Below are 22,633 nucleotides of genomic sequence, written 5' to 3'. Positions count from 1 at the left end.
CTAGAAATTGCCGCCTCCGCCGCCTCCGAAGTCACCTCCTCCGAAACCGCCTCCGTCGCCAAAGCCGCCGAAGCCGCCCCCGCCGAAGAATCCTCCGCCGTCGCCGCCATCCGAATGACCGCCGTGGCTTCCGCCACCGAGGATAGTGTTTATCAGGATGCCGCCGAGCATGGCACCGCCGATGCCATCAAACATCCCGCCACCGCGGCCGCGGCCGTAGTTGCCGTAATTTCCGTATCCGCGGGAGCCGCCAAAACCGTCAAATCCACTGACATCGTTTTCGGCCATCTGCGCAGCCTGATCAGCCAACTGAATTGCACGTTGCGCCGAACCCACGGCACGCAGCGGATCGCTGCCGGAAAGCGAACGGGCTTCATCGAAGGTGCGTTGCGCTTCAGCAAGACGGGTGCGTGCCGAGGAACGTACGCCACCGCGACGGGCACGGATGTAATCGTCCGTGCCGCTGATGCGTGATGCCGCCGTGTGCAAGAGAGAATCAAGCTGCGCACGGGCAGACTGTTCCTGCTGCGCCCGGTCACGCGAACTGGACAGGGCCTCTGAGAGCGGGCGCACGGCCTCGTCGAGCTGGGTGATTAACGCTAGCGGGTTGTATCGGTCGCTGTTCAAGGCTTGCTTGGTATTATTCAGTGCGCTTTCCACACCGGCCACGGCACTCGCCAACCCGGGATTCGAACCGTTTGCCATGAAAGCTTTCGCTTGGGCCAGGTCCCGTTCGGCTAGTGCCATTGACGACTTCAAGTCTTGCTGGGCTTGCTCCAACGCTTCGCCGGCTTTGTTGATGGCTTTGAGCAACACGTCGGCTTGGTCCTGCGCTTCTTCCGCGTTTTGGATCAAGATCGCGGCATTGGGACGGTCATTGGCCAGTTTCTGCGATGCCTGCTTCAAGGCAGATGACGCAAAGGTCAAACGTTCTGCGGCTTGTTCGGCATTGTCCTTGATCTGTGCAACTGCGCTGGCATCGTATCGGCCAGCGAGGCGTTCCAAATCGGCAACTCTAGCCGAAAGCCTCTGATTGAGCGGTTCTTGATTCGCTGAAACCTCAGTAATGCGATCCTCCGCATTCTGCTCCAGCTGGCGCAACTGCTTGAACTCGTTGGCATGAGCCTGCAGGGAATGGTTAACCTTCTGGCACCGGTCAATGATTTCATTCAGCCAAGAACGCTGATCCTGTTCGGTATCCGGGATATCGTCATCCAACTGCTGCTGCAAACGGAAGGATTCCGACAGGTGGGTTTTGGCCTGTTCGATATCTTCCAGATAGACCTGGACCGCTTGCTTCCCGTACTGAGCCTCGGCGAAGCCCAATTCCTGCTGGGAAGAACGAATCGAGTCGTCTGCTGCTACCAGCAATTGATCTGCCTGTAAACGGAGCTTGTCCAGCGGGATCAACTGTTGTCGCGGCGCAGGAGAGCCATAATTTCCAGGGTGTTGACCCGGGCCCTGGCCGAGTGAGGCGGTCTTCTTCTTGCTGCGCCGTGAAAGGAACAGGTACCCAACCACAGCGACTGCGCCAATGACCAGAACGACTGTTAGGAAACCCCCGCCAGAGGAAGAGCCATCGGGGCTGCCACCGCCTTCAACACTGCGCATGCCATCGATAGCGCCATCAACGGCGCCAGCCCAGTCATTTTCGCCGAGTGCTGGACTGATCTGGCTGCTGTAGATTTCGGTGGCGGCCGCGGCAATTGGGCCTCCCTTCGCGCCAGCAAAATATGCCTGCCGGGTCTGGGTTGCTACCACCAAGATGGAGTCGGCACTGCCCAGCCCCTTCTTGTTGGCAACCTCGGTGGCCCATTGATCAGCTTGGGCTGGGTTCGAGAACTCATCGACGAATACCGCGAATAGATTCAACCCTGTATCGCTGCGGAGCTCTTTGATTTCGGACTCCAAGCGCGACTCGTCCGAACCAAGCACACCTGAAGAATCGACTACGAAATCGCCGGGTGGAATAGTAACCGGCGATTCAGCCATTGCCGGTGCCGATAAGCCGAAAGAGGCTGCAGCTGCCAATAGTGCTCCAGCAATGAGCCGTCTAGCTTTCATACGCATGTCTTGTTTCCCGCCTGAAATACAACAGCCAATCCGAAGATCAGGAGAGGGCCGATCTGGCAATCCCCAGAGATTGGGTTCACACTTATGATTGATTCTATTTGCCCTAATGAACCACGTCTACGCCATTCAGCTGGCAGAATAGTTAACTCACAGCAGGTGCTCAGACACCACAATTCGATGCCACAGACCTGAGTTGAATAATTGAACTCAAGAGAATTCGACAGTTCGAAAGAGGCAAGCCATGAGCCAGACACCGAATGAGCCACGTGGGAACGATGCGGGCAATTCATCAGAACCAAAGAACAACAACACCGACCCAGTGGCTTCGAGTGAACCAACAGTGAGCTACCCGCGGGTGAACCCGGGCCCAAGCGCCAGCGAGCAGCCAACCAGCGCTTACCCAACGGCGGCTGCCGACAGCACGCAGAATTCGGCCCATCAACATGGCCAGCATTCCGATGCCCAGCCAGTCCAGAACGGATCTCCCTACGGTTCGGGCTACGCCATGCCGCCCAACGAGCCAGCGCACTACCCAGTCCCACCGGAGAAGCCTTCCCAGAACAAGAAGTCCTTCTCCGGCAGCACCCTCATCGCGGGAATGGTCGCGGCGGCACTGGTCGGCGGCGTCACCGCCGCTGGCACCACCTATCTCATGAATGACAATGCAGGCTCTTCCTCGGTCACCAGCTCGCCGCGCGAAGGAGTGGTGATCAACAATCCGGACAAAGTCACCGAAGTCACCGCCGCCGCCGCCAAGGCCAGTCCCAGTGTGGTGACCATCGAAGTATCAGGCAACGGCTCCGGCGGATCCGGCTCGGGCATCGTTTTGGATGACAAGGGAAACATTCTGACCAACACCCACGTGGTCACCCTGGGCGGAGAAGTTGCCAATCCAAAGATTTCGGTTCAGATGAACGACGGTACCGTGCATAGCGCCACTGTCGTCGGAACCGATCCGCTATCGGATCTGGCTGTCATCAACATCCAGGCCGATGGTCTGGTTCCTGCCACCTTGGGCTCGTCGGCCGAACTGAACGTCGGGGATACCGCGGTCGCCATTGGCGCCCCCCTGGGCCTGAGCGGCACCGTCACCGACGGCATCATTTCCACCCTCAACCGCACTATCTCCATCGCGTCTTCGGCCGTGCCCGAGGAAAGCGACCAGAGTGATGGCGGAGACGGCAATCGGTTCAACTTCCAATTCCCCGGGCAAGAACAGCAACAGCAGCAATCAAGCGGTTCGATCTACGTGAATGTCATCCAGACCGACGCGGCGATTAACCACGGCAATTCCGGCGGCGCACTGGTGGATGCCAATGGTGAAATTATCGGCGTCAACGTCGCCATCGCCTCGGCTGGCAACAGCGAGGAAGGCGGTTCGATTGGCGTGGGCTTCGCTATCCCTATCGACTATGCAAAGCGTGTTGCCCAGGAACTGATCGACAACGGCGTCGCAACGCACGGTCTGCTCGGTGCCACGGTGACGCCACAGGGCGCCTCGGGATCCAACCAGCAGAACGCATCGGCCTTCTCGGTTGGTGCCCGCATTGTTGAAATCAGCCCCGACTCCGCAGCTGACAAGGCGGGCTTGAAATCCGGCGACGTGATCACCGGCGTCAATGGCCGCGCGGTCCAGGACTCGCAGACGGTGACCGCCGCCATTCGCGAGATTCCTGCCGGGGGAGAAGCGAAAATCACCTATCTTCGCAATGGTCAGGAGCATACCGCAACCGCAACGGTCGGGACGCTGTCAAATAACTAAACAAATCGTCATGATGACGCTGTGGATCAAGTGACGCAGGCTGGTGACCAACCAGCCTGCGTCACTTGATGTTCTCAGAGCGATAAACGCCCGATGAACTGCATTGTGTCGATACGATAGAGGTTGAAGGAATAAGCCTGCGCCCGTGTTTTGCACCGGAGTGGGCATGGATGCTTGTAGGAAGGCGCGAATGAGCGAGGAAAGCACCACGCCACTGAAAATAGTGGTCCTGGTCAAACACGTCCCAGATGTTCAATTTGACCGTCACATCGATTCGGGGACGCTGCGCCTGGACCGTGCGGAATCAGTCCTCTCGGAGTTGGACGAATACGCTGTCGAAGCCGCCGTTTCCATCGTGGAAGCCAACGGTGGATTCGCGGCCGGGCATGAAGTCATCGCTGCGACCATGGGTGGTAAGGGGGCGGGCAACTCGGTCAAGAAGGCCTTGCAGATGGGCGCCAGTTCTGGCCTGCATCTCAGCGATGAAGCCCTGGCCGGCTCCGATACCGTCGCCACGTCCAAAGCACTTGCCGCTCTGGTTGATTATGTTGGCAACGTGGACCTGGTTGTTACCGGCATGTCCTCGACTGACGCAGAGACTTCGGTTGTCCCAGCTCAGCTCGCAGAGCGACTGGGCTTTGCACAGCTGACTCACGCGCTCGCCGTCGAGTTCGACGCAGCACAGCGCGAACTGGCGATCAAGCGCGATCATCTGGATCGTACCTTGACCCTGACAGCTAGCCTGCCTGCAGTGCTTTCGGTCACCGACCAGGCCAATGAGCCCCGCTATCCGAATTTCAAGGCCATCATGGCCGCCAAGAAGAAGACCGTTACCGAGCTGGATTTGGCGGCTATCGGCTTGGATGCTGCGGCTGTTGGGGCCATTGGTTCGAACACCGAGGTTATCGGAGCCGAAGCCCGTCCTGCACGTGAAGCTGGAACTGTCATCAACGACAGCGGCCAGGCAGGCATTGCCTTGGTTGATTTCTTGGCCGAACAGAAGCTGATCTAAGGAATATTGAACATGCCTTCAGCCCTTGTATTTTTCTCTGAATTTTCCGAAGCACCGTCCAAAGCCCAACGCGAACTGCTGACCCTGGCATCCGGCTTCGAGAACCCAGCTGTGGCCGTTGCAAGCGAAGTCAGCGCCGCAGCACAGGAAGTGCTAGCTTCTTACGGCGTGGTGAAGCTCTACACCGCCTCCAGCCAAGCGCAGGTTTTCGGACAGCACGAGCTTTCCGTGCTTGACGCAGCCCTACAGGCTACCGGCGCCGGATTGGTTTTGCTTGCCAACGACAACTTCAGCCGTGAACTCGGGGCCCGCCTGGCTGTCCGCCACAACGGTGCGATTATCACTGACGTCATTGGCATCACCGGTGACTTGGTGGCGACCAAGGACGAGCTGGCCGGAAGCTACAGCGTTCAGGCCAAGCCAACCAACGGGACTCTCTTCGCCACTTTGAAGCCAAACAGCATCGAGGACGCTCCTGCTGCTGCCAACATCCCGTTGGCGGTAGAAGAACTGGCGCTGGAGGATTCCAGCGATGCCAAGGTCCGTATTGCGGCCGCCGAGGCCAAAGCAGCCAGCGACCGCCCGGCACTGACCGAAGCGCGCGTCGTGGTTGCTGGCGGACGTGGTGTCAATGGAGATTTCGGTCCGGTTGAAGACCTCGCGGATGCCCTGGGAGCCGCCGTGGGCGCTTCTCGAGCAGCAACTGATGCCGGCTGGATCTCGCATGATGCGCAGATCGGCCAAACTGGTGTAACCGTCGCACCGCAGCTGTACATCTCTGCAGGCATCTCCGGAGCAATCCAGCAGAAGGCAGGCATGCAGACCAGCAAATTCATCATTGCCATCAACAAGGATGTCGACGCTCCAGTCTTTGAAATTGCCGACCTGGGCATCGTTGGCGACTTGGCCAAGGTCCTGCCGCAGGCAGCCGAAGAGATCCGACGTCGCAAGGCATGATCGATACAACGCGATTCATTGGCACAGGCTCCCAGCGGGTTCTGGCCTTCGGCGCCCACCCGGATGATCTGGATTTTGGGGCGGCCGGCACCATCGCGGCACTGACCGCTGCGGGTGCAGAAGTCCAGTATTGCATCATGACCGACGGAGACGCCGGAGGCTTTGATGATCGGGATCCCGACGAAACAGCCAGGCTCCGCCATGAAGAGCAGAAGCAGGCCGCGGCCAAGGTGGGCGTGAAGACCGTCCATTTCCTCGGTGAACGCGACGGCTTCTTGGAAGCCAACCACGATGTCATGCGCAAGGTGGTACGGCTGATGCGCCAGGTGAGGCCTACTATCGTGATTGCCATGCACCCAGAGCGCAAGTGGGATCGGATCCAGGCCTCGCACCCAGATCATCTGGCTTGCGGTGAAGCGGTCACTCGCGCGATATATCCGGCGGTGGAGAATCCGTTCTCCTATCCAGAACTGCTGCATGCCGAAGGACTGGAACCGTACAAGGTGCCTTGGCTCTGGTTGTGCGGCGCTCCGCAGGAACGCGAGAATGCCTACGTGGACATCACCGAATTCTTCGGCAAGAAGATGGATGCCTTGCGTTCGCACTTCACGCAGCATCCGGACGTTGCGGCCATGGAAAACTATGTTCTGCAGCAGTGCGAAGAAAACGCCGTGCGGGGACAACTAGGAAAAGGCAAGCTTGCCGAAGCCTTCCACGCAGTGGCGGTGAACGCCAGCGACACGATTGCCGGGTTCTAGCGATCCGGGTGATGTGCATATGAAAAGAGCTCGGGGCGAAGATCATTAAATGGTCTTCGACCCGAGCTCTTTGCTTAGCCGGTGGTGAGTTGCTAGCTCGCGTCCTGCGTTTCCTGGTCTTGGGCCAGCGGAAGGTCCACTGAAGCTTCAGCATCTTCAGATGGCATGTCCGGGATCTTGGCACCCTCAATGGTGATGTGAAGCGCAATCACATCATCGGCTGGGGTCAGTCCAGCCGAGGCGTCTTCACCGGTGCTGGAAACGATCACCGAGACACTGCCGGACTCATGCACGGCCCAAGCAACGTACTGTTCCGACCCGTCCAAGGCCGGCAGCTCGGAAAGCTCGACACCCACAGCATTTTCGGACTCGGAGGAGCTGAGCACCGCTTGCCCGCCGCTCTTCAACTCGACGGTCTGGGTGACCGCATCATCGGCTTTGGATGCCTTAGATGCTTTCGTGCCTCCATTGAGCAGGGTGAAAATCACCAACGCTAGGACAACGATGATGGCAAGTCCTGTAACTGCGAAGATCCAGCGCTTGGGCTTTTTCTTCGCTGCACGTGAACTGCTGGCCACTTGGCTCACCAGGTCTAGACCCAGGTTCTCGTCCTGGGGTTCGTCGCGGTGCTGGGAATGGCTACCGTTCATGGTCTTGGAATCTCCCGAAATGTAGTCGGCACAGTTCAATACCCGTGAAACTGCGGGTACAGACTCGAGCCTACTTTATAAAGATTAGGTAAAGCTGTACGCGTGGCGTTGGCGAGCTGGTACTTTATGCGCCAGCGAAGCCGTGCTGGCGCCACGCTTCGAAGGCCACTACGGATGCTGTGTTGGCCAGGTTCATCGAGCGGCGTCCTGGAAGCATTGGCAAGCGGACCAAATCGGTGACGCGAGGATGCTGCTTATCCTCTGCGCTTAATCCAACAGATTCACGGCCGAAGAGCAGGATGTCGCTGGTCTCGTAGCTGATGTCCGAGTAGACAGTGGTTCCTTCGGAGGTGAAGGCGTAGACCCGGCCTTCGCCCAACGCATCAAAGGCAGCATCAAGATTTTCATGCACCGTGACGTTGGCCAGATCGTGGTAGTCCAATCCAGCGCGACGCAGGTTGGCATCCTCGAAGTTGAAGCCCAGCGGCTTCACCAGATGCAGTTCTGCGCCGGTGATGGCTGCTAGTCGGATGGCATTGCCGGAATTACCCGGGATCTCTGGGGCATTGAAAACGATACGAAACACTCAACTAGTTTAAGCTCTCGCTATGAAGATTTAAGCCATTGACCTTAGTACATCGCCTCACGCAACTTCGCCAGGGCCAGACGGTCAACAACATTTGGCGATGGACCGGAGCCCAGGAAGAGTTTCAACTCGCGGATCAATCCCGCGGCGTTGAGCACATTCGGCGTCGATGCCAGGGTTGGATCGGCATTGCGGCGGTACTCGATGACCGGTTCGTGATGATTGCCGTTGGCAGAAAGCACCAGGGTGAACGCGACAACGTTCATGTGCATGAACTGGCGTTGCATTCCGGAGATGGAGAACTGCGGAGGCTGCGTCAGCTTATTGCCGTGGCGCAAAACGTTGCCGTCAAAGGAATAATAGCCATCGGGCAACGTCATCGTGTTGATCACTGCCATGCGGTAACCTGCAAACAGCACATGGTCGTAGTGGCCGGATGCCGGCGAACGCAATCCATTGACCAAACGGGCCGCCGGCAAGATATTCATTACATTCTTGGCCAGCAAGTTGATGGTCTGGGCTTCGCGAAGCAGCCTCGATCGGTTGGAGAACAGGCCGCGCTTGCGAGGCTCTCCGTGTACCCGCTGCTCACAGATCTTCTTGTCCGGCAGCGCCAAGGAGGATTCTGACAATGGCGGTACATACTCGGTGGGCAACTGGGCCTTGGGTTGCTGTGGGCTCTTGCGCAAGCGCTCGTCGAACGGACGGGCGCTGAATCCGGCGCGCGGAGCGTTGCCCGGAGCCGGGAAGCTCTGCTCATAGTCCAGCGGAGCTGCCAGATCGTTCAGCTGCTGGAAAGCACGCTGCACTTCTTTGAACTTGTCTTCGCTGCCACCGAGATCTGGATGCGTGGCGCGAGCGGCTCTCCGGTATGCGATCTTGATCTCTTCCAAGCTCGCAGTGGGCGCGACACCAAGAATTTCATAGGGACTTGGTGTGCTCATTGAACGGAATAATCCTCTCGGTGCAAATGACCAGATGGCCAGTGCTTCCCATTTTAGCGAACGCAACCCAGCAAATTCTTTGTAGAAGCGTCAAGTTGCTAGGTAATCTCTATGCTCATGAGCTCGTTTGCGCACGCCGAAAAGATTCGAATTATCTTCCACCCGGCCTCAGGACGAGGACGGGGGAGGCGCCGTGCCCAGCAACTTGCTCAACAGCTGGGGGTTCTGGGACTGGAGCACGAGCTGGTTGATACCTCGGTTACCAGTGTGGAACAGGTCGGCGGTCGGCTCAGAGCTTCGCGGATCATCATCGTTATTGGCGGTGATGGCCTGATCCATCACTGCATCCAGCATGTTGCGGGTACTGCGATTCCCGTTGGGATTGTTCCGGCTGGCAGCGGCAACGACTTCTGGCGCATGACGGGGGACGCGAAGGCAGAAGATTCCTTGGCCAAGATGATTGCATTTTGCAGGCAACCGGGAGCAACGACGCCCATCGACCTGTTGGAACTGCGGTTTGACCAGGCCGGGGGATCACCGCGTTATGCGCTGGGTGCGGTCTCCTGGGGCTTTGAAGCCACCGTCAATGCGAAAGCCAACGCGCTGCCACGGCAACTCGGATCCTTGCGGTACATCGCCGGACTGATCCTGTGCATCCCGCAGCTGCGCGGATGGCACAGCGAGATCAAGGCCAATGGACTGGAATTTAGCGGGAGTGTCCTGGCCGCCAGTTTGGCCAATATAAAGTCCCTGGGCGGAGGAATCAGGCTCTTCCCGCGTGCCGAAATAACCGACGGCACCGCAGAATTGGCGATCGTACGGGGACCACGGATTCTGCGTGTCCTTCCGTATCTGCCGAGAATCCTCACCGGCGCACCACACCCATGGAAAGTCAGCGCACACCTTGCACAAGCCCGCGTGGAAACTAGTCGGAGCAGCTATGCCGACGGGGAATACGTCGGCGAGGGGCCATTCGACCTATCTGTTATTCCGGCTGGGATTCAGCTGATCTCCTGAACCGGTAGTCGCAGAAGAGCATGCTGCCCTCTTCGAAAAGGGAATGCAGCTCGAACTGGAGGAAAACCTGCTGCTCGTGAACCGCAATTCGCATGCCATCGCCTGCCACCAGCACCGGTGAGTGGCTGATGCAAGCCGAATCCACGGCGCCAGCGGAGGCGAACTGACCGAAAATATGGGGACCACCCTCGGCATGGATGAAGCCAAGACCTCGGGAATGCAGGTAGTCGACAATTTCCTGCGGCGCGCATCCCCCGTCCTTGTCAGAAACCTGCACGAGCGTGACATTGGGTCCGAAAGCCTCACGCTGTTCGTCAGATACGTTGACGCTGGTGAAAACCAAGACTGGAATCGGAGACTTGGCAAAGACCGGCGCAGTTGGCTCCAGATGCAATCCGTGGGAAACGAGCGCCAGCACAGGCTGTGGTGGCATCCCACGCTCGATTCGCCATGCCATATCCTCTTCGGATAGGAGCTGTCCTTCGTATCCCTCGGCACGCACCGTTCCCGCACCGACCAGGATTACGTCGGCAAGTCGGCGCAAGAGCGAAAAAATCCTTCGATCACCCGGTGAACCCAAACCGCCGGAAAGCCCATCAACCTGGGCGCTGCCATCGATGCTGCTAACGAAGTTGAAACGCACGAAAGGGCGTTGCCCGCTGGAGTAGCGTTCAAGCAGGAACTGGTCATCGACCTGATCAGAATGATGGGGGAGCAGGGCACGCATCTGGAGAACTCCTTACTTACTGGCTTCGCGTTCTGGGTGCGCAGGAGGATTGACATCCCCCATGTTGTGAATCTGGTAGGCAGGTTCCCGCCAACCCTGAGCTGCTTCTAGCAGGCGTACAGTCTGCACCGATTCAGGAATGTTGTGCATCCGCAGAATCCGGGCGCCATTCATGGCGCAGATTGTTGCTGCCACCATAGATCCGACCATGCGCTCGGCCTTCGGCAGGTTCAGCGTCTCGCCAATGAAGTCCTTATTCGAAACTGCAGCCAATGCCGGATAGCCCAAATCAGCAAAGGCCTGGAACCCGGCGGTCAGGTCCAGCGTGTGGCGGGTGTTCTTGTTCAGGTCATGGCCCGGATCGACAATGATCTTCGCTGGCGAGATACCAGCATCCAACGCGACCTGGACCTTCTCCACGAGGTACTGGCGGATTTCGTCTACCACATCGTCATAGTGCGGGCGCGGATAGACGGTGCGGGGCTTGGCCAGCGAATGGGTGATCACCACGTGCACATTGTTCTTGGCCACCACCTGGGCCAATTCCGGGTAGGAAAATCCTGTGGTGTCATTGATGACATCCGCACCGGCATCAATGGCGGCTTGCGCCACCTGGGGGTGGAAAGTGTCGGCCGAGATGATCACCGAACTGCGTTGGCGCACTTGGCGGATCACCGGGACAATTCGCTCCGCCTCCTCCTGCCACGGAAGCTCGGGGCCAGGGGAGAAGGGCACCCCGCCGATGTCCACCCAGTCTGCGCCCGCCTCAACCGCACGCATGGCAGCGGCTACTGCATCGTCCAAGCCAAAGGTCGACCCTGCATCGTAGAAAGAATCCGGGGTGCGGTTGATCACGGCCATCACCGCGATCCGCTTTGAGAAATCCAAGGAACGCTGTGAAAAATCATGGACGGGAACCAAGAAGTCAGGCTTGAACATGCAGGAAGGCTCCCTTAGCTGGTTTCGACAAGTCATCTGTTGTTCTTCTATTCATACCACCGACTATGGCACGGAGACGGAATTCCTCTGCTGATCTCGCTAGGCTTAGAGCATGCAGTTTTCCCACCTCTCCGCAGATCACGGGCAATGGATCGCGTCCGCTTGCGCATCGGCCGACCCCAGCACGGTTGTTGCCCAAATCCCTCACGGCTTTGAACGCTACGTTCGCATCTTGCACCCAGCCCTGGATGAAGATGACCAACTAGTGCGCTGGGAGACGGTGGCGCAGAGCCGCAAGCACATCATCACCGCGGCCGATCTTTTCGAAACCGTGGCCGGACTGGACGCGCAAGGCCGTCCTGAAACCGAGGATGCCTGGGTGGATTCCGATCTGCCCCTTGACCAACTCCCGGAATCCCAATGGCATGCCCTGGCCGCAGAACTTGTCGCGGCTTCCCCGCAGGACCAGAAGTTCGTGGTGGGCTTGTGGGCAGGCTATGCCTTTATCGAAGGCGGTGATCGAATCCAGATTGAGCGCGAACCGGATCCTGCTTTGAACGATGAAGAGAACCAAAGGGAGTACGAACTGGCGCTCGCCGAAGCGCAGAAGCCGGCCTTTGGCCCCGAGGTCATCCACGCGGACCTGCTGGAGCTGGGTGGCGGATACCGGAACTACCACCTGTTCGAAGCGGACGCCGAGTTCCTGGCGCGACCCGAATGGGCAATAACTGCCGACGGTGCCCAGCGCCAGCGCCCTGCCTTGGCCTTTGCAGCAGACCACTCGTGGATGCTGTCAACCGAACCCTTCGATGACTGCACTATTCTGGGCGGACCCGCGTCATTGATCGAATCGATCCTGAATAATCCGGTCCTGGAAGCCATTGAGGTCGGCCAATTCACACGGATTGGCCATTCTAACTAGGGCACCAAACCCCGTACCATTGAAGAGTTATGAATACTTCCGCCGTATACCTGGATCACGCGGCAACCACCGATCTGAATCCAGCAGCTCTCGCTGCGATCACCGAGCAATATTCCCGCACGGGAAACCCGTCGTCCTTGCACACGGCAGGACGTCGTGCCAACCGTACGGTGGATGATGCCCGCCAGGCTATTGCCAATGCCGCCGGGGCGCACCCCAGCGAATTGATCTTCACATCTGGCGGAACCGAATCGGATAACCTGGCGCTGAAGGGCCTTTTCTGGAACCGCGTAGCGGCCAACGAACAGGCGCGCGCCATCGTGCTCACCGGCATCGAGCACCACGCGATCCTGGATACGGCAACCTGGTTGCAGGACCACGAGAATGCCACCTTGCTGTGGTTGGCCGTTGACGGGGACGGCGTAGTTGATCTCGATGCGGCAGAGAAGCTTTTTGCAGAGCACCACCAGCGCATTGCCTTGGCGACCTTGATGTGGGCCAACAATGAAGTCGGCACCGTGCAGCCAGTTCGTGAATTCGCCGCCTTGGCTGGCCGCCACGGGATCCCTGTGCACTCGGATGCGGTCCAGGCCTTCGGAGCGGTGGAGGTCGACTTCGCCTCCTCCAATTTGGCCACCATGGCGATCAGCGCGCATAAGATCGGAGGCCCGGTAGGTATCGGCGGACTGCTGGTTCGCAGGGATGTCGTGCTCACCCCTGTGCAGCACGGCGGCGGACATGAACGCAAGCTGCGTTCGGGCACCCTGAACGCCGCCCACGCGGCCGGCTTCGCCGCTGCGGCTACTGCGGTGCGTGCCGAATTGCAGCAGGAAGCCGCGCGCCTGAGCGAACTGCGCGAATACGCTGTCGAGAAGATCAGCGGCTTAATTCCAGAAGCCGTGCTGAACGGTCCACGGGACCAGGCCAACGAAGGCAAGCGGTTGCCCGGCAATCTGCACTTCACTTTCCCCGAATGCGAAGGGGATTCCCTGCTCTTCGGCTTGGATATGGTGGGCATTGCCTCATCCACTGGTTCGGCCTGCACCGCTGGCGTTCCGCAGCCTTCGCATGTTTTGCTGGCTATGGGACGCGATGCGCGCACCGCGCGCAGTGTGCAACGCTTCACATTGGGGCATACATCCACGCGCGCCGACGTTGACGCATTACTAGAGGCTTTGCCGCAAGCATATGCCCAGGCAAAGAAGGCTGGCATGGCAGCCGATGAAAGCAGCATCCACACGGCAGGAACAGGTTTTACACGATGAAAGTACTAGCAGCGATGTCCGGAGGCGTGGACTCGGCGGTCGCCGCCGCCCGCGCAGTTGAAGCCGGCCACGATGTGGTCGGCGTGCACCTGGCCCTGTCCCGCATGCCAGGGACCCTGCGGACCGGTTCGCGCGGTTGCTGCACCTTGGAAGACTCCAACGACGCTTGGCGTGCCTGCGACAAGCTGGGCATCCCGTACTACGTTTGGGATTTCTCTGACCGCTTCGCCGAGGACGTGGTGGATGACTTCGTATCCGAATACGAGGCCGGCCGCACCCCGAACCCGTGCATGCGCTGCAATGAGAAGATCAAGTTCGCCGCCTTGCTCGAGAAGGCCCTGGCCCTGGGCTTTGATGCGGTCTGCACCGGTCACTACGCCAAGGTGCTGCGCGACGAGCAGGGCAACCCGGAGCTGCACCGCGCCGCGGACTGGGCCAAGGACCAGTCCTACGTCCTGGGCGTGCTGACCCACGAGCAGCTGGAGCACTGCATGTTCCCGCTGGCCGAGACCCCCTCCAAAGCGGAAGTCCGTGCCGAAGCCGCCGCGCGTGGCCTGACGGTCGCGAACAAGCCCGACAGCTACGACATCTGCTTCATCCCTGATGGGGATACCCGCGGATGGCTGGCTGAACGGATTGAGATGAAGCCAGGGGAGATTGTCGACCACGAGGGCAACCAGCTTGGCGAGCACGAAGGCGCGCAGGCCTTCACTGTTGGCCAGCGCAAGGGCCTTCGCCTGGGCCGTCCGGCTGCCGATGGAAAACCGCGTTTCGTGCTGGAAATCCGTCCGAAGGAGAACAAGGTGATCGTCGGTCCGGAGGCTCTGCTGGCCGTGGACCAGTTGCGCGGTATCCGCATTTCCTGGGCGGGCGTGCCAATCGCTGAAGTCTTCAGCGGAGACACCTTCGATTGCATGGTGCAGGTGCGTGCGCACGGCGATCCGGTGGCTGCTGTGGCTCACATGGAGCGCTCCGATGAGGGCCGCGACGAGCTGGTAGTCAATCTCCCTGAAGGCATGCGCGGAGTCGCGCCGGGCCAGACCATGGTCGTTTACCAGGGCAGCCGGGTGCTGGGCCAGGCAACCATCGATTCTGCCCGTTCCAGCGCCTGGGACTCCAGCAAGGTCAACTGATTATGCCGACGCAAAGAAGCCCTTGGTTCCATTCGAAAGAGAATGGAACCAAGGGCTTCTTTGCGTCATAGGCTCTTTAGCTTCGCCAAAGGGCAAAAGATGGGTTGTTGCCCCGCTCGCGGAATGTCCGAGCAGCCGGGCGAGCCAATTGAAACGGATCGAGACAGCTTCTAGTCCTCGTCGACAATGCCGAACATATGGGCCGAAATATCCTGGTACTCCACGCGGGTCTTGCCTTTTTCCAGCTTTGGCAGCTGCGCCGGGGAGTGCGTGTGGCAGTGCACGAAATCGAAGGCAGGCCACCACTTCTTGGGACGCTCGTATTCGCTGAAGCCGCAGACTTCGCAGACCAGGTGAATCCACACGGGCCGTTTGCCGGTGCGATTCGCACGCGACTGGGCCAGCCATGCAGGCGGGTTCGAATTCAGTTCACGAAACTCGGCTTCGCTCAACTTCGACGGGATGCCGTGCTTCTTGGCCATTTCTACTGGGATATCCAACGCGATTGCCGCGTCTCTACGAGTCATCATTGGTATCTAGCTTATGCCACCGGGCGAACGCCCCGAAAGCCATGCCAGCCCATCGCAATGGTGAGTTAGCGTGGCTATGGGCTGAAGCGCAAAAAGCGGGCGTTGAGACCGCGCTTTTGCAAATTTCCACCTCTTCCATTCGTATTTCGTGCCCTGCATCACATAGGCTATGTGAAGCATGTGCTAATCATCACAGTGCATGCATGTATCTAGACGAAGGATGACTCATGACTCGCAAGAAGAACGGACTGCGACTCGCAGCAGCCGTTGTGGGTATCTCTGCCCTGGCTCTGACCGGCTGCACCCAAGCTGCAGACAGTGGCAATGACGGCGGCGGCAATGGCGATGCCAGCGCCCCGATCACCCTGGGCACCACCGACAAAGTGACCTCTCTGGACCCTGCTGGATCCTACGACAACGGTTCGTTCATGGTCATGAACCAGATCTACCCCTTCCTGCTCAACTCCGAGCCGGGCAGCCCGGACCCATCGATGAGCCTTGCCGAGTCCGCAGAGTTCACCACCCCGACCGAATACACGGTCAAGCTGAAGTCGGGCTTGAAGTGGGCCAACGGCCACGACCTAGACTCCAAGGACGTCAAGTTCACCTTCGACCGCCAGCTGAAGATCGCGGACCCCAACGGTCCTTCCTCGCTGCTTGGCAACGTCGAGTCCATCGAAGCGCCAGATGCCACCACCGTGGTCTTCAAGCTGAAGGTCGCCAACGACCAGACCTTCCCGCAGGTGCTGACCTCTCCGGTCGGCCCGATCGTTGATGACGAAGTGTTCTCCGCGGACAAGGTCATGGACGACCAGGAGATCGTTGAGGCCAAGGCCTTCGGCGGCCAGTACGTCATTGATTCGTACAACAAGAACAACCTGATCTCGTTCAGCGCCAACGAGTCCTACCAGGGCGTGCTGGGCCCAGCTGCCAATGACAAGGCGGCGATCAAGTACTACGCCGACGCCAACAACCTGAAGCTCGAAGTCCAGGAAGGCAAGATCGACGTCGCATGGCGTTCGCTGACTCCAACCGACATCGAGGACCTGGGCAAGGATGAGAACCTCGTGGTTCACAAGGGCCCAGGCGGCGAGCTGCGCTACATCGTCTTCAACTTCGATTCCATGTCGTACGGCGCCAAGACCGATGACGCTGATGAAGCGAAGTCGCTGGCCGTGCGCCAGGCCGCCGCGCACCTCGTGGACCGCGAAGCCATCGCGAAGAACGTCTACAAGGACACCTACACCCCGGCCTACTCCTACGTGCCGCAGGGCTTCACCGGTGCGATTGAGCCGCTGAAGGACCTGTACGGCACCGACGGAAAGCCGGATGCCGCCAAGGCCAAGAAGGTACTGGAGGATGCCGGCGTCGAGACTCCGGTCAAGCTCGCACTGCAGTACAACCCGGACCACTACGGCCCGAACTCCGGTGACGAATACGCACTGGTTGAGAAGCAACTGGAAGCCGATGGCCTGTTCGACGTCGACCTGAAGTCCACCGAATGGGTGACCTACCAGAAGCAGCGCGTCTCGGATTACCCTGCCTACCAGCTGGGCTGGTTCCCTGACTACTCGGACGCCGACAACTACCTGTCGCCGTTCTTCGCCAAGGACAACTTCCTGTCGAACAACTACGACAATCCCGAGGTCGACAAGCTGATCTCCGAGCAGCGCGGCATGACCGACGCTGCCGAGCGCACCAAGGCCATCGAAGAACTGCAGACAATGGTCGCCGAGGATCTGTCCACGCTGCCGCTGCTGCAAGGTGCCCAGGTGGCCATTGCAGGCAAGGACGTCAAGGACGTCGACAAGACCCTGGACGCTTCGTTCAAGTTCCGTCTCGGTGTGCTGAGCAAGTAATTCCGCTCCAGCCTCGCAGACAGCAAACCTGAGGGGATCCGCCACGCGCCAGCATTGGCGCACGCGGTGGATCCCCTTGGCATGCGCCGTCAACGGCAACTCTCCACGGCGCATCGCCATGCATCCTGAACCAAAAGGACAGACGATGACTATCACGTCGCCACCGGGCCAAGAAGCAAGCCCGCTAGCAACACCCAAACCAGCAAAGCAGAAGGGCGGGGGATTCCTCCGCTACCTGATTACCCGATTCTTGCTGATCATTCCCACTGTCTTCATCCTCATCACAGTGGTGTTCTTCCTGATGCGCGTGACCGGCGACCCGATCACCGCGGCCCTGGGCGGACGGCTCACACCGGACCAGCTGGCCCAGCGCATCCACGAAGCCGGCTATGACCGGCCGATCCTGATCCAGTACTTCGAGTACCTGGGCCAGATCGTCACCGGAGACCTGGGCCGCACCATGAGCGATAACCGCGCGGTCACCGAAGTGCTGGCCACCTACGGCGCAGCCACCTTGGAACTGGCCATCAATGCGATAATCGTCGCGCTGCTGGTCGGCATCCCGCTGGGCCTGGTCGCCGCAAAGTTCCGCGACCGCTACCCCGATGCCGTGCTGCGCATCCTGGCCATCCTCTCCTACGCCACCCCGGTCTTCTTCGCCGGCCTGCTGCTCAAGCTGGTTTTCGGCGTGTGGCTCGGCTGGCTGCCCATCAGCGGACGTGCCGACTGGCAGACCGAACTCGAGCTCACCGGATTGCAGAGCCCCAGCGGCATCTATTGGCTGGACGCGCTGCGCAGCGGCAACATGGAAGCATTCGCCAACGTCACCGAGCATGCGATCCTGCCGGCATTGGCGCTGGGCCTGCTCACCGGCGGCGTGTTCCTGCGCCTGGTGCGCACCAATGCGATTGGCACGCTGGGCCGTGAATACGTCGAAGCCGGCCGCTCGCGCGGTGTCAGCGAATACCGGCTGACCACCAAGCACGCCTACCGCCCGGCACTGATCCCGATCATCACCGTCATGGGCCTGCAGATCGCCATGCTGCTCGGCGGCGCGGTGCTCACCGAGACCACCTTCGAATGGTCGGGGCTTGGCTTTAAGCTTGCCGAATACCTCACCGCCCGCGACTTCGTGGCAGTGCAGGGCATCGTGGTGCTGCTGGCCATTATCGTCGCCGTCACCAACTTCATTGTCGACGTGCTGGCCGCCTTGATCGACCCGAGAGTCAGGTACTAATCATGAGCACAGCAACCCTGCCCGCCTCGAACAAATCCTGGCTTGACCGGCTCCCGGTCATTTCCCACCTGCGCATGTCCTCGGGCCTGCAGCGCGGCATGCTGATTGCCGGCCTGATACTGTCCGGACTGTTCATCATCACCGCCTTGTTCGCACCGCTGATCGCGCCCTTCGACTTCGCGCAGTCCTCGGACGCCTCGGGCGACTTCCCGCGCCAGGCTGCCCCGGACAGCAAATTCATCTGGGGCACCACCGCCACCGGCTACGACGTGTTCTCGCGCACCCTCTTCGGCGCGCAGACGGCCATCTGGGTGATCTTGGCCGCGGTGGTCATGTCCCTGTTCCTCGGCGTGCTGCTGGGACTGGTCTCCGGCTACCTCGGCGGCTGGTTCGACCGCATCGCCGTGGTGCTGTCCGACGCGATCTACGCCTTCCCGTCCCTGCTGCTGGCCATCGTGATGTCCATCGTGATCTCGCAGGGCCAGTCCTCGCTCTTCGGCGGCGTGATGGCGGCAGCCATTTCCATCACCGTGGTGTTCATCCCGCAATACTTCCGCGTGGTCCGCGCCGAGGTGATGCGCCTGAAGGCCGAGCCGTTCGTGGAATCCGCCCAGGTGATCGGTGCCAGCCCATGGCGGGTGATGTTCGCCCACCTGCTGCGCAACGCCACCCGCACCCTGCCGCTGATCTTTACGCTCAACGCGACCGAGGCGCTGCTGACCCTGGCCGGCTTGGGCTTCCTGGGCTTCGGCATCGAGCCGACCAGCGCGTCGGAATGGGGCTACGACCTGAACCGCGCAATGTCCGATGCGACCAGCGGCATCTGGTGGACCGGCCTGTTCCCGGGCTTGGCCATCGTGCTAACCGTCATGGGCCTGACCCTGGTGGGCGAGTCCATGAATGACCTCAATGACCCGCGCCTGCGCCGCTTCAGCCGCAAGAAGGCCAAGCGCATCACCCAGTCCGGACAGGTAGGAGCAAGCAAATGACCAATAGTCCTGTCCTCAATCCAGAGGCCAACGCCGGCACCCCGGAGGTGCTGCGCGTCGAGGATCTGAACATCGATTTCGTCACCGACGCGGGCGCCGTGCCAGCGGTGCGCGGTGTCGACCTGCAGGTCAAGACCGGCGAGATCCTGGCTATCGTGGGCGAATCCGGTTCCGGGAAGTCCGTCACCGCACGCACCGCCTTGGGCATCCTTGCCGAGAACGGCGCCTCGCGTGGCGGCGTCTACCTCAAGGGCAAGAACATGCTGACCCTGCGCGGCCACGAGCTGCGCGAAGCCCGCGGCCGGGATGTGGCCATGGTCTTCCAAGAGCCGTCCACGGCGCTGAACCCGGTGTACACCGTGGGCTGGCAGATCATGGAGGGCATCCGCGCGCACAACAAGATCTCCAAGAAGGAAGCCAAGTCGCGCGCCATCGAGGCGATGCGCCAAGTCGGCATCCCGGATCCGGAGCAGCGCGTGGACTACTACCCGCACCAGTTCTCCGGCGGGCAGAAGCAGCGCGTGGTCATCGCCGCGGCGTTGGCCCTGAAGCCGGAGCTGATCGTGGCCGACGAGCCGACCACCGCATTGGATGTCACTGTTCAGGCCGAAATCCTGCAGCTGCTGCGCGATTTGCGTGACGAGCTGGGCACCGCGATTGTCATCATCACCCACAATATGGGCGTGGTGGCCGATATCGCGGACCGCGTGATCGTGATGAACCAGGGGCAGATCGTCGAGCAAGCACCGGTGATCCAGCTCTTCGAAGCCCCGCAGGAGGACTACACCAAGTCCCTGCTGGCCGCCGTGCCGCACCTGGGGCGCGAAAGCGCCTCGGAAGGGCTGGCCGAACGCCCGCACCAGGATGCTGAAGTGCTGGTGGAAGCGGCGGGCCTGAAAGTGCATTTCCCCGGTCGCCTCGGCGCTCCGGGCTTCACCGCGGTCAACGAGGTGGACCTGAAGATCCACGCCGGGGAGGTCTACGGCCTGGTCGGCGAGTCGGGATCGGGCAAGACCACCATTGGGCGCAGCATTGCCGGGCTCAACCGCATCACCGGCGGCTCGCTGAAGGTGCTGGGCTACGAAATGGCCCAGTTCAAGGAACGCACCTTCAAGCCGCTGCGCGAGCAGATCGGATTCGTGTTCCAGGATCCAGCGGCGAGCTTCAACCCGCATCTGACCGTGGGCGAATGCGTTGCCGAGCCGCTGGCAGTGCACCGCGACCTGAATCCGCCGCAGACCCGAGCCAAGGTGGCCGAGCTGCTGGAGTCGGTGCAGCTGCCGGCCGGATTCGCGAACCGGTACCCGCACGAGCTCTCCGGCGGCCAGCGCCAGCGCGCCTCGCTGGCCCGCGCCCTGGCCCTGGAACCGAAGCTGCTGATCGCCGATGAGCCAACCAGCGCGTTGGACGTTTCGGTGCAGGCCAAGGTGCTGGAGCTGTTCCGCGAATTGCAGGCCGAACTGGGCTTCGCCGCCCTGTTCGTCTCGCATGACCTGGCAGTGGTCGACCAGCTGGCGACCTGGGTGGGCGTCCTGTTCCGCGGCAGCCTGCTGGAAGAAGGGCTGGGCTCCAAGGTGCTGGCCAACCCGATGCACGAGTACACCCAGCGGCTCATTGCCTCGCTGCCGGTGCCGGACCCGCGCGAGCAAGCCCAGCGCCGCAAGCTGATCGAGCGGCTGAACGGATCCTGAGCCATCGGCAATCAAGGAACTGCGGGCATGCCCCGGACACGGATTGGCACCGTGTCCGGGCACGTCACCTTGTGCGCAATCCGGCATGTGAACCCGTAAACTGGTGCCATGAACGAGCCGAAGAACACTGAGACCACCCAGTCATTCGACCCGCACGCGAGCTCGTTGCAGGGCGAGGTGAAGAATGAAGTCCTCGAAGAGCTGTACGCAATCCGCGGCAGCATCGACAACTTCGATGCCCAGCTGGTCTTCCTCTTGGCCGAACGCTTCAAGGCGACCCAGCGCGTCGGAATCCTCAAGGCCAAGCACCAGCTGCCGCCCAGCGATCCGAATCGCGAGAAGGCGCAGATCGAGCGCCTGCGCGCCCTCGCCCACGAAGCGCATCTTGACCCGGAATTCGCCGAGAAGTTCTTGAATTTCGTGATTTCTGAAGTCATCCGCCACCACCAGAACATTTCAGACTCGCACAACAATGCCTGAGCAAGAACTGCAGGTCGCTGAACGCCACGATGTCCACGCCACTGCCTTCTGCCAGTTCCCGGGCACCGACCCGCTGGCCATCCATGAAGTGGTGCGCGGCGAGTTGGGCGAGCCCAACCTCGCGGTCTTCCCGCAGCTGCCCGACCGCGGTGTCGGTGCGGACGCGGTAGGCCGCAGCGCCGCGCTGCTGGCAGACCTCGGCTTCGATTTGCAGCCGCATGGCTGGAGGATCGGCGTCAGCGACGGCATCGATGCCCGCCGGGCGCGCAGCATCCTGCGCAGCGACGAGAACCTGCTCGCCGATGTTCTGGGCGCCGAAGCCCGTCCTGCCCAGCGGCTCAAGCTCACCCTGCTCGGACCGTGGACCCTGGCCGCCAGCCTGTACCTGCCCAACGGGGAGCGCGTGATCAGCGATCACGGGGCCCGGCGCGATGTCATCGAGTCCTACGCCCACGGAGCCCGCGAGCAGCTGGACCGCCTGGCCCGCATCACCTCGCTGGCCGACTTCACCATCCAGCTTGATGAGCCGCTGCTGGGCGACGTGCTTGACGGCACCATCAGCACCGCCAGCGGCTACCGGACCCTGCGCTCGATTCCGCGCGCCGAAGTGCGCAGCTCCTATGAGCAGTTCCTCAAGGTGCTCGGCGGCGATTCCCAAGGCCAGCGGGTTGCCTCGCTGCTGAACCTGCCAACCCAGGACGAGCACTGGATTAAACGGGTCGATCTGCTGCACCAGGCCGGTGCCGGCGCGATGGTCATCGACCCTTCCGCCCTGACGCACCGCAAATGGGAACGGGTCGCCGGGCTGGTAGAAGGCGGAGACCGCGTCTTCTTGCAGGTGCTGGCCCCTTCAGAACGGGCCCCGGGTGTTGTCGAGGCGGTGAACTCCATCCTGCGTCCATGGCGCCAGCTGGGATTGGGACTGGGTCAGCTCGGGGCGCTGACCCTGATGCCGCGCGGGGATTTCTCCCGCAGCAGCTCGGCCCAGGCCATCGAGAACCTGCAGCGGCTGGCCAGTTATGCCCAAGCGTTGGAGCAGACACGCGTCGATGCCTAGCCAACGCCCTGATTCCTGCCGGTCACAGCGGAAAAGGGCCGTTGA

21 protein-coding genes are annotated in these 22,633 nt (G+C 60.8%); 14 read left to right on the top strand and 7 right to left on the bottom strand.

Annotated features, from left to right (window positions below):
• Entirely contained in the window at nucleotides 1-1,992 is a 1,992-nt protein-coding gene (locus ACR9WD_RS10585; RefSeq protein ID WP_344695824.1) for a TPM domain-containing protein, read from the bottom strand.
• A gap of 322 nt (nucleotides 1,993-2,314) precedes the next feature.
• Here ACR9WD_RS10585 and ACR9WD_RS10580 point away from each other — a divergent pair, with 322 nt between their 5' ends.
• The 4 genes from ACR9WD_RS10580 (at nucleotide 2,315) to ACR9WD_RS10565 (ending at nucleotide 6,562) form a co-directional block, all read left to right on the top strand.
• Nucleotides 2,315-3,835: a S1C family serine protease gene (locus ACR9WD_RS10580; RefSeq protein WP_121867045.1), complete on the top strand. Its 1,521-nt coding sequence runs from the start codon at nucleotides 2,315-2,317 to the stop codon at nucleotides 3,833-3,835.
• 190 nt (nucleotides 3,836-4,025) lie between these two features.
• The gene (locus ACR9WD_RS10575; RefSeq protein ID WP_174787696.1) at nucleotides 4,026-4,847 is read left to right on the top strand and encodes an electron transfer flavoprotein subunit beta/FixA family protein; all 822 of its coding nucleotides are present in this window, start codon (nucleotides 4,026-4,028) and stop codon (nucleotides 4,845-4,847) included.
• A 12-nt stretch (nucleotides 4,848-4,859) separates the two neighbouring features.
• Nucleotides 4,860-5,804, top strand: coding sequence for an electron transfer flavoprotein subunit alpha/FixB family protein (locus ACR9WD_RS10570; RefSeq protein ID WP_121867044.1), 945 nt, complete (start codon nucleotides 4,860-4,862; stop codon nucleotides 5,802-5,804).
• Nucleotides 5,801-6,562 carry a PIG-L deacetylase family protein gene (locus ACR9WD_RS10565; protein WP_434922055.1) on the top strand — a complete coding sequence of 254 codons (762 nt, stop codon included), beginning with the start codon at nucleotides 5,801-5,803 and terminating at the stop codon, nucleotides 6,560-6,562. The genes ACR9WD_RS10570 and ACR9WD_RS10565 overlap by 4 nt, the downstream gene beginning before the upstream one ends.
• A 92-nt stretch (nucleotides 6,563-6,654) precedes the next feature.
• Here ACR9WD_RS10565 and ACR9WD_RS10560 read toward each other — a convergent pair whose 3' ends face one another.
• From ACR9WD_RS10560 to ACR9WD_RS10550, 3 genes are all read right to left on the bottom strand, one after another.
• Nucleotides 6,655-7,212: an anti-sigma factor domain-containing protein gene (locus ACR9WD_RS10560; protein WP_073705990.1), complete on the bottom strand. Its 558-nt coding sequence runs from the start codon at nucleotides 7,210-7,212 to the stop codon at nucleotides 6,655-6,657.
• 124 nt (nucleotides 7,213-7,336) lie between these two features.
• Nucleotides 7,337-7,798, bottom strand: a complete 462-nt coding sequence (locus ACR9WD_RS10555) for a tRNA (cytidine(34)-2'-O)-methyltransferase (RefSeq protein WP_038990563.1) — start codon at nucleotides 7,796-7,798, stop codon at nucleotides 7,337-7,339.
• A 44-nt stretch (nucleotides 7,799-7,842) separates the two neighbouring features.
• Nucleotides 7,843-8,742: a J domain-containing protein gene (locus ACR9WD_RS10550; RefSeq protein ID WP_121867041.1), complete on the bottom strand. Its 900-nt coding sequence runs from the start codon at nucleotides 8,740-8,742 to the stop codon at nucleotides 7,843-7,845.
• A gap of 117 nt (nucleotides 8,743-8,859) precedes the next feature.
• Here ACR9WD_RS10550 and ACR9WD_RS10545 point away from each other — a divergent pair, with 117 nt between their 5' ends.
• Nucleotides 8,860-9,759, top strand: a complete 900-nt coding sequence (locus ACR9WD_RS10545) for a diacylglycerol/lipid kinase family protein (RefSeq protein ID WP_158024645.1) — start codon at nucleotides 8,860-8,862, stop codon at nucleotides 9,757-9,759.
• Here ACR9WD_RS10545 and ACR9WD_RS10540 read toward each other — a convergent pair.
• Complete coding sequence (locus ACR9WD_RS10540; RefSeq protein WP_083586587.1) at nucleotides 9,728-10,486, bottom strand: dihydrofolate reductase family protein; 759 nt, start codon at nucleotides 10,484-10,486, stop codon at nucleotides 9,728-9,730. The two genes, ACR9WD_RS10545 and ACR9WD_RS10540, sit on opposite strands and share 32 nt — an antisense overlap.
• A gap of 12 nt (nucleotides 10,487-10,498) precedes the next feature.
• On the bottom strand, nucleotides 10,499-11,425 hold the full coding sequence (gene folP, locus ACR9WD_RS10535) for a dihydropteroate synthase (RefSeq protein WP_121867040.1): 927 nt from the start codon (nucleotides 11,423-11,425) through the stop codon (nucleotides 10,499-10,501).
• Nucleotides 11,426-11,537: 112 nt separating this feature from the next.
• Between folP and ACR9WD_RS10530 the strand changes: the two genes are divergently transcribed.
• From ACR9WD_RS10530 to mnmA, 3 genes are read left to right on the top strand one after another with little or no spacing between them, the layout of a single operon-like run.
• Nucleotides 11,538-12,347 (top strand): hypothetical protein, encoded by an 810-nt coding sequence (locus ACR9WD_RS10530; protein WP_073705993.1) that lies wholly within the window; start codon nucleotides 11,538-11,540, stop codon nucleotides 12,345-12,347.
• 29 nt (nucleotides 12,348-12,376) lie between these two features.
• Entirely contained in the window at nucleotides 12,377-13,612 is a 1,236-nt protein-coding gene (locus ACR9WD_RS10525; protein WP_073705994.1) for a cysteine desulfurase family protein, read from the top strand.
• Entirely contained in the window at nucleotides 13,609-14,745 is a 1,137-nt protein-coding gene (gene mnmA / locus ACR9WD_RS10520) for a tRNA 2-thiouridine(34) synthase MnmA (RefSeq protein ID WP_038990555.1), read from the top strand. The genes ACR9WD_RS10525 and mnmA overlap by 4 nt, the downstream gene beginning before the upstream one ends.
• Before the next feature lie 170 nt (nucleotides 14,746-14,915).
• Here the strand turns inward: mnmA and ACR9WD_RS10515 are convergent, their stop codons facing one another.
• The gene (locus ACR9WD_RS10515) at nucleotides 14,916-15,275 is read right to left on the bottom strand and encodes a hypothetical protein (RefSeq protein WP_038990554.1); all 360 of its coding nucleotides are present in this window, start codon (nucleotides 15,273-15,275) and stop codon (nucleotides 14,916-14,918) included.
• A 227-nt stretch (nucleotides 15,276-15,502) separates the two neighbouring features.
• On the opposite strand from ACR9WD_RS10515, the gene ACR9WD_RS10510 reads away from it, so the two are divergent.
• From ACR9WD_RS10510 to ACR9WD_RS10485, 6 genes are all read left to right on the top strand, one after another.
• Complete coding sequence (locus ACR9WD_RS10510; protein ID WP_434922054.1) at nucleotides 15,503-17,134, top strand: ABC transporter substrate-binding protein; 1,632 nt, start codon at nucleotides 15,503-15,505, stop codon at nucleotides 17,132-17,134.
• 145 nt (nucleotides 17,135-17,279) lie between these two features.
• Complete coding sequence (locus ACR9WD_RS10505; protein WP_073705996.1) at nucleotides 17,280-18,371, top strand: ABC transporter permease; 1,092 nt, start codon at nucleotides 17,280-17,282, stop codon at nucleotides 18,369-18,371.
• A 2-nt stretch (nucleotides 18,372-18,373) separates the two neighbouring features.
• Nucleotides 18,374-19,360, top strand: a complete 987-nt coding sequence (locus ACR9WD_RS10500; RefSeq protein WP_038990550.1) for an ABC transporter permease — start codon at nucleotides 18,374-18,376, stop codon at nucleotides 19,358-19,360.
• The gene (locus tag ACR9WD_RS10495; RefSeq protein ID WP_073705997.1) at nucleotides 19,357-21,051 is read left to right on the top strand and encodes a dipeptide ABC transporter ATP-binding protein; all 1,695 of its coding nucleotides are present in this window, start codon (nucleotides 19,357-19,359) and stop codon (nucleotides 21,049-21,051) included. Before ACR9WD_RS10500 ends, ACR9WD_RS10495 begins: the two co-directional genes overlap by 4 nt.
• 108 nt (nucleotides 21,052-21,159) lie before the next feature.
• Nucleotides 21,160-21,531: a chorismate mutase gene (locus ACR9WD_RS10490; RefSeq protein WP_038990548.1), complete on the top strand. Its 372-nt coding sequence runs from the start codon at nucleotides 21,160-21,162 to the stop codon at nucleotides 21,529-21,531.
• The gene (locus tag ACR9WD_RS10485) at nucleotides 21,524-22,588 is read left to right on the top strand and encodes a hypothetical protein (RefSeq protein ID WP_434922053.1); all 1,065 of its coding nucleotides are present in this window, start codon (nucleotides 21,524-21,526) and stop codon (nucleotides 22,586-22,588) included. The genes ACR9WD_RS10490 and ACR9WD_RS10485 overlap by 8 nt, the downstream gene beginning before the upstream one ends.
• The last annotated feature ends 45 nt before the right edge of the window (nucleotides 22,589-22,633 follow it).

Origin of the sequence: Glutamicibacter sp. PAEs-4 (assembly GCF_051161755.1) — a bacterium.
GTDB classification, from domain to species: domain Bacteria; phylum Actinomycetota; class Actinomycetes; order Actinomycetales; family Micrococcaceae; genus Glutamicibacter; species Glutamicibacter nicotianae.
This window is presented reverse-complemented; position numbering and strand designations above follow the sequence as displayed.